General features: G+C 69.0%; 9 protein-coding genes. 6 read left to right on the forward strand and 3 right to left on the reverse strand.

The window, feature by feature from the left end:
- The first annotated feature begins 9 nt into the window (after positions 1 to 9).
- On the forward strand, positions 10 to 1,143 hold the full coding sequence (locus F3J14_RS19220; RefSeq protein ID WP_166724361.1) for a transporter substrate-binding domain-containing protein: 1,134 nt from the start codon (positions 10 to 12) through the stop codon (positions 1,141 to 1,143).
- A 90-nt stretch (positions 1,144 to 1,233) separates the two neighbouring features.
- On the opposite strand, the gene F3J14_RS19225 is transcribed toward F3J14_RS19220, so the two are convergent.
- On the reverse strand, positions 1,234 to 2,322 hold the full coding sequence (locus F3J14_RS19225; RefSeq protein ID WP_166724362.1) for an ionic transporter y4hA: 1,089 nt from the start codon (positions 2,320 to 2,322) through the stop codon (positions 1,234 to 1,236).
- 545 nt (positions 2,323 to 2,867) lie between these two features.
- Here F3J14_RS19225 and F3J14_RS19230 point away from each other — a divergent pair.
- The 5 genes from F3J14_RS19230 (at position 2,868) to F3J14_RS19250 (ending at position 8,659) form a co-directional block, all read left to right on the forward strand.
- Positions 2,868 to 4,421: a 3-hydroxyacyl-CoA dehydrogenase gene (locus tag F3J14_RS19230; RefSeq protein WP_166724363.1), complete on the forward strand. Its 1,554-nt coding sequence runs from the start codon at positions 2,868 to 2,870 to the stop codon at positions 4,419 to 4,421.
- A gap of 59 nt (positions 4,422 to 4,480) precedes the next feature.
- On the forward strand, positions 4,481 to 5,803 hold the full coding sequence (gene paaK / locus F3J14_RS19235) for a phenylacetate--CoA ligase PaaK (protein WP_166724364.1): 1,323 nt from the start codon (positions 4,481 to 4,483) through the stop codon (positions 5,801 to 5,803).
- 40 nt (positions 5,804 to 5,843) lie between these two features.
- Positions 5,844 to 6,644, forward strand: coding sequence for an enoyl-CoA hydratase-related protein (locus F3J14_RS19240; RefSeq protein WP_166724365.1), 801 nt, complete (start codon positions 5,844 to 5,846; stop codon positions 6,642 to 6,644).
- 120 nt (positions 6,645 to 6,764) lie between these two features.
- Positions 6,765 to 7,436, forward strand: a complete 672-nt coding sequence (locus tag F3J14_RS19245) for a MarC family protein (RefSeq protein ID WP_166724366.1) — start codon at positions 6,765 to 6,767, stop codon at positions 7,434 to 7,436.
- A gap of 242 nt (positions 7,437 to 7,678) precedes the next feature.
- On the forward strand, positions 7,679 to 8,659 hold the full coding sequence (locus F3J14_RS19250; protein ID WP_126225509.1) for an aldo/keto reductase: 981 nt from the start codon (positions 7,679 to 7,681) through the stop codon (positions 8,657 to 8,659).
- A gap of 45 nt (positions 8,660 to 8,704) precedes the next feature.
- Here F3J14_RS19250 and F3J14_RS19255 read toward each other — a convergent pair whose 3' ends face one another.
- Both F3J14_RS19255 and F3J14_RS19260 read right to left on the reverse strand, forming a co-directional pair.
- On the reverse strand, positions 8,705 to 9,571 hold the full coding sequence (locus F3J14_RS19255) for a CPBP family intramembrane glutamic endopeptidase (protein ID WP_166724367.1): 867 nt from the start codon (positions 9,569 to 9,571) through the stop codon (positions 8,705 to 8,707).
- 96 nt (positions 9,572 to 9,667) lie between these two features.
- Positions 9,668 to 10,324, reverse strand: coding sequence for a VC0807 family protein (locus F3J14_RS19260; protein WP_166724368.1), 657 nt, complete (start codon positions 10,322 to 10,324; stop codon positions 9,668 to 9,670).
- Positions 10,325 to 10,444: the final 120 nt, after the last annotated feature.

A 10,444-nucleotide genomic window follows, 5' to 3' on the forward strand; every position in this document is an offset into this window, starting at 1 on the left:
CACGCAACCATGAAAAAACTTTTCGGCGCAATTGCGTTTCTGGTGGTGCTCGTCGGCGTCTGGATCGTCCATCAGGGCGGCCTGTCGACACTGATTCACGCGCACGATGCAGCTCCGGGCGCGACGTCCGCGCAGTCGGCCGACGCAGGCCAGCCCGCACAGCCGTCGGCCTCGGGCAACGTGGTGCCGGCCGGCTTCACGCCGCAGGCCAGCACGCTGAAATCGATCGCCGAAAACGGCATCGTGCGGATCTCGGTGCAGAACCCGAGCGAGCCGTTCTTCGGCGAGGACAAGGGCGCGCCGCATGGCTTCAACGTCGAGTTCGCGCGGCTGCTGTTCGCGGATCCGTCGTTCTCGCACGGCGGCAAGCCGGTCGTCGTCGATACGCGTCACGAAGTCGACACGTACCCGGGCGTGCCGAAGCAATTGCTCGACACCGACGCGAAGGGCAACCACGTCGTCGACGTCGCGATGGACGGGCTGACGTTCGCGGACAACACGCCGGCGGGCGTCGTCTACTCGGTGCCGTACGTCGACGATTTCGGCTATTCACTGATCGTGCGGCAGGGCTCCGCGATCCGCTCGGCCGACGATCTGGCCGGCAAGACGGTCGGCATCCTGAAAGGCGACCCGGACGTGCGTGCGTTCGTCACGCGCCAGTATCCGAACGTGCGGTTCGTCGAGGTCGACGATTCCGATCCGGCGTTCCTCGCGAAGAGCCTCGACGGCCGTGCGGTCGACGCGTTCATCTACGACTATCCGTTCGCGGTCAGCTCGATCAAGGGCACCGACCTGAAGTTCGCGGTGACCAAGCTCGACGGCTCGAACATCGCATACAAGATCGGGGTGCGCGCCGACGACCAGGACCTGCTGATCTACCTGAACGCCGCGATCGCGAAGCTCAAGCAATCGCCGCAGTATCTCGACCTGCTGCGCAAGTACTTCGTCAGCGACCAGACGGTGACGACCGCGGCCGCGTCGGGCGAACACACGTACGTGGTGAAGGCGGGCGACACACTGAACCTGATCGCGGCGAGCAAGCTCGGCAGCGGCCAGCGTTTTCGCGAGATCCAGCGCCGCAACAACCTTGCCAACCCGAACCTGATCCTGGCAGGCCAGCATCTCGTGATTCCGGTCCGGTAGCGGCGGCGTGGCGTGAACGGAGGTGAAGGGACGTGAGGAAGTGTGCGCGGCCCGACGGAGGTGATCCGCCTGGCCACGCGCATTGATGGGTCAGTGAGTGATCGACAGGAACAGGTAGGCCGCGAACAGCGACAGGTGCACGACGCCGTGCAGCACCGTCGTGCGCCCCTGGCTGAGCGTCAGCGTGCTAACGAGCAGCGTGAGCGCCAGCAGCACGGTTTCCATCGCGCCGATGCCGAGCGTGAGCGGCTGGCCGACCCAGATGAACACGGCCGCGACGGTCGGGATCGTGAGCCCGATGCTCGCGAGCGCCGAACCAAGCGCGAGGTTCATGCTGGTCTGCAGGCGGTTCGCGCGTGCGGCGGTGACGGCCGCGAGCCCTTCGGGCAGCAGCACGAGCGCGGCGATCACGATGCCGACCGCCGCTTCGGGCGCGCCGAGCTTCATCACCGCATGCTCGACGGCCGGCGACAGCAGCTTCGCGAGCAGCACGACCGCGACGAGGCTCGCGAACAGCAGCACGAGGCTGATCAGCGCGGTGCGCCCGCTCGGCGGCGCCGCGTGCACCGATTCGTTCGCGCTGTCGTGCTCGGTGAGGAAGTAGTCGCGGTGACGCACGGTCTGCACGAAGACGAATGCGCCGTACAGCACGAGCGACGACACGCCGGCGAACGCAAGCTGCGATTTCGAAAAGAACGGGCCCGGCGCGGCGTTCAGGTAGTTCGGCATCACGAGCGACAGCACCGACAGCGACGCCAGCACCGCGAGCGCCTTGCTCGCCCCGCGCCCCTGGAAGTCCTGCTCGCCGTGCTTCCACGCACCGACCAGCAGGCAGAGGCCGACGATGCCGTTGCAGATGATCATCACGGCGGCGAATACGGTGTCGCGCGCGAGGCCCGATTTCTCGGGACCGGCGCCGAGCATCACCGACACGATCAGCGCGACTTCGATGACGGTCACGGCGACCGCGAGCACGAGCGTGCCGAACGGCTCGCCGACGCGGTGCGCGACGACTTCGGCATGGTGGACGGCGGCGAACACGGCGCCGGCGAGCGCGGCGGCCAACACTGCGATGACGAGGCCTTCGGCCGGCACGACGCGCGACAGCGCGAGTACCAGCCACGCGGCAAGCGGGGCCCAGAGGGTCCAGCGCGGGAGCTGGTTGGACGAGATCGGCATGGACGGTTTTCCTATGCGAGTGACGGCGCGCGACGCGCCGTCACGGATTGACGAAGCCCGGCCGGATAATCCGCCGAACGAGGACGATGATGCTGATGGGCGGCAGCGTGGAACGGTGCTGCCTCCGGTTCGCCGCCATGAGGCGGCGAGGGGCGCGGGCGGACCGAAGCCCGTCGCTGGATGAAAACGGTTCGATGCGACCGGGTGCCGATGGCGGGGCGCGTGGACGTGCCGGCAGGCGGCCCTGCAGTTCGGAACCGGCCTCGAAAGGGCGGCGGGCGATGGGCGGCGGTGTGACACGCGGTTTCCCCTGGAATCCGGCGATTTGTCGAATTTTATCAGGCGTTCGGGGGTCGCTATCTCATATTCGAACGCTTTCATTGACCTTTCTGTTTGCAAAAAGTGCCCCAATCGTTCGTTTTTTTGTCTTTGCAGTTTCCGTAACGCTCTCTTGCATGACAAATTCGGGCTCGCCCTGACATAAATCTACCGACCGGTCGGTTTATAATCGCTCGCACTTCCACTTCATTGACGGATCGCAAGCGATGGCTGGTTCTTCTGCACATTCGGTGAATTCGGGCGCGCTGGCGCCGTCGGCGGTCGTCGGCGTGATCGGGGCGGGCGCGATGGGCGCGGGCATCGCGCAGGTCGCCGCGGCGGCCGGTCATACCGTGCTGCTGTACGACCTGAACGAGGCGGCGTGCGACAAGGCGCTCGCCGGCCTCCGCGCGCAGTTCGCGCGGCTCGCGGAGAAGGGGCGCATGGAGCCGGCGCAGGCCGACGCGGCCGGCAACCGGATTCGCGCGGTGCGCGCGCTGGCCGAGTTCGCTGGCGCCGCGCTGATCGTCGAGGCGGCGGCCGAACGTCTCGACGTGAAGCGCGAGATCTTCGCAACGCTGGAGCGCCATGTCGACGATACCTGCGTGCTGGCGACCAACACGTCGTCGATCTCGATCACGTCGATCGCGGCCGGGCTGCGCGCGCCGCAGCGCGTGGCCGGCCTGCATTTCTTCAATCCGGCGCCGCTGATGGCGCTCGTCGAGGTGGTCAGCGGGCTCGCGACCGCGCCGGAAGTCGCGCAGGCGCTGTATGCGACCGCCGCCGCGTGGGGCAAGCAGCCCGTGATGGCGAAGTCGACACCGGGCTTCATCGTGAACCGCGTCGCACGGCCGTATTACGCGGAGGCGCTGCGCGTGCTGAACGAGCAGGGCGGCACGCCGGCCTCGATCGACGCGGTGATGCGCGAAGCCGGCGGCTTCCGCATGGGACCGTTCGAGCTGATGGACCTGATCGGCCACGACGTGAACTTCGCGGTGACCGAGTCGGTGTTCCGCGCGTACTTCAACGATCCGCGCTACACGCCGTCGCTGATCCAGCAGGAACTCGTGAACGCGGGCTTCCTCGGGCGCAAGTCGGGGCGCGGCTTCTATTCGTATGCGGACGGCGCGACGCCGCCCGCGCCGGAGCTCGAAGCGCCGCGCGACGCGCCGGCCGACGTCGCGCTGTTCGCGCAGGACGGCCCGGCCGCCGCGCTGCATGCACGCTTCGCCGAACGCATCGCGGGTGCGCGGCGCAACGGCGCGCATGCCGACGAACTGCTCGCCGTGGCCGGCCGCGCGTCGATCGCGCTGACCGACGGCCGTACCGCGACGGCGCGCGCCGCGCAAACCGGCGTGGCCGATCTCGTGCTCGTCGATCTCGCGCGCGATTACGCGCAGGCCGGGCTGGTCGCGCTGACGCGCGCGCTCCAGTGCGGCGACGCCGCCTACGCCGATGCGGTCGGCCTGTTCCAGCAAGCCGGTTTCCGCGTCGTCGGCGTCGCCGACGTGCCGGGCATGGTTGCGATGCGCACCGTCGCGATGCTCGCGAACGAGGCGGCCGACACGGTCAACCAGGGCGTGTGCTCGCCCGCCGATCTCGATCTCGCGATGGAGAAGGGCGTGAACTACCCGTGCGGCCCGCTCGCATGGGCCGATGCGATCGGCATCGGCCGCGTGCATCGCGTGCTGTCGAACCTCGCGGCGAGCTACGGCGAGGACCGCTATCGCGTGTCGCCGCGCCTCGCCGCCTTGCACGCGGCCGGCCGCACGTTCCGCTAGCCGGCGGCCTCCTCACCCCGATCACGATAACGACATCACTCCACTGGAGGAGCACCCCGATGACTCACCCGACGCATCCCGCCGCCGCCCTCGAGCCGATCGAGACCGCCAGCCGCGACGAATTGCAGGCGCTGCAGCTCGAGCGCCTCAAGTGGTCGCTGCGCCACGCGTACGACAACGTCCCGCACTATCGTCGGACGTTCGACGCGGCGGGCGTGCACCCCGACGACCTGAAGACGCTCGCCGATCTCGCGAAATTCCCGTTCTCGACCAAGAACGACCTGCGCGACAACTATCCGTTCGGGCTGTTCGCGGTGCCGCGCGAGCAGGTCGTGCGCGTGCATGCGTCGAGCGGCACGACCGGCAAGCCGACGGTGGTCGGCTACACGGCGCGCGACATCGACACCTGGGCGAACGTGACCGCGCGCTCGATCCGCGCGGCCGGCGGCCGCCCGGGCGACACGCTGCACAACGCGTTCGGCTACGGGCTCTTCACGGGCGGCCTCGGGATTCATTACGGCGCGGAGCGGCTCGGCTGCATGGTCGTGCCGATGTCGGGCGGGCAGACCGAGAAGCAGGTGCAGCTGATCCGCGATTTCGAGCCGAAGATCATCCTCGTCACGCCGTCGTACATGCTGAACCTGATCGACGAGATGGTGCGGCAGGGGATGGACCCGGCCGCGTCGTCGCTGAAGATCGGCATCTTCGGCGCGGAGCCGTGGACGCAGGCGCTGCGCGAGGAAGTGGAGACGCGCGTGGGCATCGACGCGCTCGACATCTACGGGCTGTCGGAAGTGATGGGCCCCGGCGTCGCGTGCGAATGCGTCGAGACGAAGGACGGCCCGGTGATTTGGGAAGACCACTTCTATCCGGAAATCATCGATCCCGTGACCGGTGAAGTGCTGCCGGACGGCAGCGAGGGCGAGCTCGTGTTCACGTCGCTGACGAAGGAAGCGATGCCGGTGATCCGCTACCGCACGCGCGACCTCACCGCACTGCTGCCGCCGACCGCGCGTGCGATGCGCCGGCTCGCGAAGATCACGGGCCGCTCCGACGACATGCTGATCGTGCGCGGCGTGAATGTGTTCCCGAGCCAGATCGAGGAAATCGTGGTCGCGCAGCCGAAGCTGTCGGGTCAGTTCCAGGTCACGATCTCGCGCGACGGCCATATGGACCGGCTCGACCTCGCGGTCGAGCTGCGCTCCGAGGCCGTCGCATGCGTGGCCGACGGCGAGCGCGCGGCGATCGCGCGCGAGCTGCAGCACCGGATCAAGACGATGATCGGCGTGTCGGCCGGCGTGACGGTGCTCGCCGCGGGCGGCATTCCCGCGACCGCGACCGGCAAGGCCCGGCGCGTGATCGACCGCCGGCAGGCCGCCTGACTTTGGCCGTTCCCTGTTCTACCCCGAGGAAACCTGTTCGATGGATGGATTGAAGACCCTGGCCGTTGCCGTCGATGCGCGCGGCATCGCGACCGTCGCGCTGCAGCGCGGCGACGTGCTCAACGCGTTCGACGAGACGATGATCGCTGAGCTGACCGACGCGTTCACGACGCTCGGCCGGCGCGACGACGTGCGCGCGATCGTGCTGCGCTCGGACGGCCGCGCGTTTTGCGCCGGCGCCGACCTGCAGTGGATGCAGCGCGCGAGCGCGAACGACGCGGCCGCGAACCTGCGCGACGCCGAGCGGTTCGCCGCGATGATGCGCGCGATCCGGCAGTGCCCGAAGCCGACGGTCGCCCGCGTGCAGGGCCACGCGTTCGGCGGCGGCGTCGGCCTGTGCGCGGCCTGCGACATCGTGATCGCGAGCGATCATGCGCGCTTTTCGGTCAGTGAGGCACGGTTCGGAATCCTGCCGTCGGTGATCGGCCCGTATCTGGTCGAAGCGGTCGGCCAGCGCCAGGCGCGCCGGCTCGCGCTGACCGCGACGCAGCTCGCGGCCGGCGAAGCCGTCGCGATCGGGCTGATCCACCAGGCCGTGCCGCTCGACGCGCTCGACGCAGCACTCGACAAGACGCTCGCGGAGCTGAGCCGCAACGGGCCCAACGCGCTGATGGAGATCAAGCGCTTTTTCGACGAGATCGGCGAGTACCCGCCGTCGGACGAACGCGCGGCGTTCACCGCGCAGACGATCTCGCGCGTGCGGGCCACGCCGGAAGCGAAGGAGGGCTTCGCCGCGTTCTTCGCGAAGCGGCCGCCGGCGTGGGAGCCGGGTACCGATTGAGGCTGTGGCGCGGGCCGCCGGGCCCGGTTCGCGATTTGCGTCTCGGGCGCGGGCGCTTGCTCTACAATGCGTGACCTCCGGCGCGCCGCCGGCCCCAGCCCTGATCGTTTCCTCGCCCCGATGATCGTCGACCGCCTTATCTCCGAGATCCTGTTCGGTTTCACCGGCCTGATCGGCATCATCAATCCGATCGGCATTGCGTTCCTGTTTCTCGAACGCACCGAGGCGCTGACCGAGCACGAACGGAACCTGCTCGCGAAGAAGGTGGCGTTCAACGCCTTCATCGTGTTGCTGGTCGCGTTCTTCGCCGGCACGCCGGTGCTGCATTTCTTCGGCATCTCGATGGAAGCGCTGCGGATCGGCGGCGGCTTCGCGGTCGCCGTCGCGGGCTGGCAGATGCTGAACGAGCCGGACGGCCCGGGCGGTGGCGACACGCCGGTCAAGCCGATCGACGCGAACGCGATCATGACCCGCGCATTCTTCCCGCTGACCGTGCCGCTGACGGTTGGCCCCGGTTCGATCGCCACCGCGATCGCGCTGAACGCGAACCGCACGCACAAGCTGTCGGAATTCATGCTGTCGAGCATCGTGTCGATCTCGGTCTCCGCGCTTGTCGCGGTCGTGATCTGGCTGACCTACAGCCGCGCCGCGCTGCTGTCGCGCTATCTCGGCATCGAAGGCACCAAGGTCGCGAAACGCGTGTCCGCGTTCCTGCTGCTGTGCATCGGCGTGCAGATCATGCTGACCGGGTTCTCCGAGTTCCTGCGGCCGCTCGCCGACCAGATCAAGTAATTCGTTCCACCGTCGACGTGTGACCGAGCCCGGCCCCGCGCGATGCGTGCGGGCCGCGGGTCGCGTTCGTCTGTTCAACCCGACCCGACCTTGCCCGGCGGCGCGCGAGCGCGCCGCGACACGTTTGCGCGCCGCGGGATACCATGCGACGTCCGGCGGATGCACGCCCCGGCGTCCGTGCCCGGTGCACCGACGCGTGGCGCGCATCCGGCCGCAACCCCACTTCAATGACGAGGCGAGCGATGGAATACGTGAAATTCGGGTCGACCGGGATGGACGTGTCGAAGCTGGTGCTGGGCTGCATGACGTTCGGCGAGCCGTCGCGCGGCACGCATCCGTGGACACTGCCGGAAGCGGAAAGCCGCCCGATCCTCCAGCGCGCGATCGAGGCCGGCATCAATTTCTTCGATACCGCGAATATGTATTCGGACGGCACGTCGGAAGAGATCGTCGGCCGCGCGCTGCGCGACTTCGCGAAGCGCGACGACGTCGTGATCGCGACCAAGGTGTTCTACCGGATGCGGCCGGGGCCGAACGGCGCGGGGCTGTCGCGCAAGGCGATCATGACCGACATCGACCAGAGCCTGAAGCGGCTCGGCACCGACTACGTCGACCTGTACCAGATCCACCGCTGGGATTACGGCACGCCGATCGAGGAGACGCTCGAGGCGCTGCACGACGTCGTGAAGGCCGGCAAGGCGCGCTACATCGGCGCGTCGTCGATGTTCGCGTGGCAGTTCGCGAAGGCGCTGCACACGTCGACGCAGAACGGCTGGACCCGCTTCGTCAGCATGCAGAACCACGTGAACCTGTTGTATCGCGAGGAGGAGCGCGAGATGCTGCCGCTGTGCGAGGCCGAGGGCATTGCGGTGATTCCGTGGAGCCCGCTCGCGCGCGGCCGGCTGACGCGCAACTGGGACGAGTCGTCCGGCCGGCAGCAGAGCGACGACGTCGGCCAGCGGCTCTATGACGCGACGGCCGATGCCGACCGCGCGATCGTCGAGGCCGTCGCGGCGATTGCCGCCGCGCGCAACGTGCCGCGTGCACAGGTCGCGCTCGCGTGGGTCGCGCACAAGCGCGGCATCACCGCGCCGATCGTCGGCATCTCGAAGCCGCATCATCTGGACGATGCGCTCGGCGCATTGGAACTGAAGCTGACGGACGACGAAATTGCGGCGCTCGAAGGCCCATACGTGCCGCACGCGGTGGCCGGTTTCAACTGAGTTCAACCGGCCGAAACCGGCGGGCGCCGCCGCTCTACGCGGCGCTCAGCGCGCGGCGGCGAGCATCGGGTAAGTGAACAATCCGAAGTGGATCACGTTCAGCCCCGCGTGCGCGAGCGCGGATGCAAGCAGCCCGCCGCGCCGCCATGCCAGGCCGTAACCGATGCCGGCCACGGTGCCGAGCACGACCCAGTGCCAGCCGCCGGCCGCGTGCGCGGCGCCGAACAGCAGCGCGCCGATCGCGAGCGCGACCCACGGCCCCCAGCCGAAGCGGCCGAGCACGCGCGTGAGCCCGCCTTGCACGTAGCCGCGGAACAGCGCTTCCTCGGCGAGCGTGACGAGCAGCACGTTGTTGACGAGCCACATCCAGCCGGACGCCGGCCATTTCGGCGCCCAGCCGACCATCCCGAACGCGAGCGCGCCGACCAGGCAGACCGCGGCCGTTGCGATGCACGCCACGGCACCGGTGCGCAGCGCGCGCGCCGGCGGGACGTCGGGCATGACCCACGGCAGCACCCACAGCAGCCACAGGCCGACCAGCGGCTTGTCGAAATTCAGGTACATCGTGAACGGCACGGCGTCCGGCGTGAAGCGCGTCGGCTCGATCACGCGCGGATTGTGGAAGCCGGGAATCAGGTGCAGGCTCAGCGCGATCGCGAGCGAGGCAAACACGACGTGCGCGGCGATCCGCACCGCGAGCGGGCGGCCCGGCGCGACGCCCCAGGCGGCGGCCACGAGCAGCGCGAGCGGCGCGAGCACGATCGGAGAGAGTTTGCCGAACGCCAGCGCGCCGGCATAACCGAGCGCCGCGACAGCGATGCTCGGGCCGTGCAGCGGGCGCTGCCACGCGAACGCGGCGGCAGCGAACAGCGCGAGGCAGATCGTGGCACACGGGAGAAGCCAAAGGGACATGGGGCGATGCATGGGTCGAACGAGACGCCGCGCATCATACCCCAACGACCGTGACGTGCCGCCGGGCCGGCCGCGCCGGGTGGGCGGGGCGGGCGGTCAGCGGCCGGCGATCTCGGTGACGCCGTCGCGGGTCGGGATGTCGACGCTGTTGCGCTCGCGCATCCGCCGCCGGTACCAGAAGGTCCACAGCAGCAGCGTGCCGAACACCGTGTAACCCATGATCGGCGACACGACGAGCACGCGCTCGACGGGCCAGGTGACGACCATCCACAGCCGCAGCAGCATCTCCAGTGTCATGCACGCGCCCCACACGAAGGTCATCAGCCGGAGCATCTGGCGCAGCCCCGGCTGCTCGGCCCACACCGTCTCGAAACGCGCGGCGCCACCGGCCATCTCGCGGGCGATCGTCGCGCGGGTGAGGTAGAAGATCAGCGGGCGATCGCGGAACAGCGACAGCAGGAACACCACGCCGATCGTGCCGGACGCGAGCGATTCGCGCATCAGCAGCGTGCGCGCGCTGCCGCCGAGCGCCATGCCGGCGATCGACAGCGCGATGCCGAGCAGCACGACGGCGGCCACCGCATCGACGCGGCGCGAGCGGATGAATTCGACGATGGACCAGACGATGGGCGGAATCGCGGACGCGTACAGCGCGCCGGTTTCGCCGAAATACGGATGCGCGACCCGGTAGGCGACCCAGGGCAGCACCAGGTTGACGAAGAGTTCGAGGATCAGGCCGGCTCGTGGTTTCACGGAAGCGGGCGCGCGGGTGGCGCGCGGGGCGGTGATGTCGCTTCGAGTATATCGAAGTCCGACCCCGCGCGCCGCACCCGACGCCGTTGTGCACGCACCGAATCCGGGCGGGCGCGCGGG

Origin of the sequence: Burkholderia sp. Tr-862, assembly GCF_011753085.1 — a bacterium.
Taxonomy (GTDB): Bacteria; Pseudomonadota; Gammaproteobacteria; order Burkholderiales; family Burkholderiaceae; genus Burkholderia; species Burkholderia ambifaria.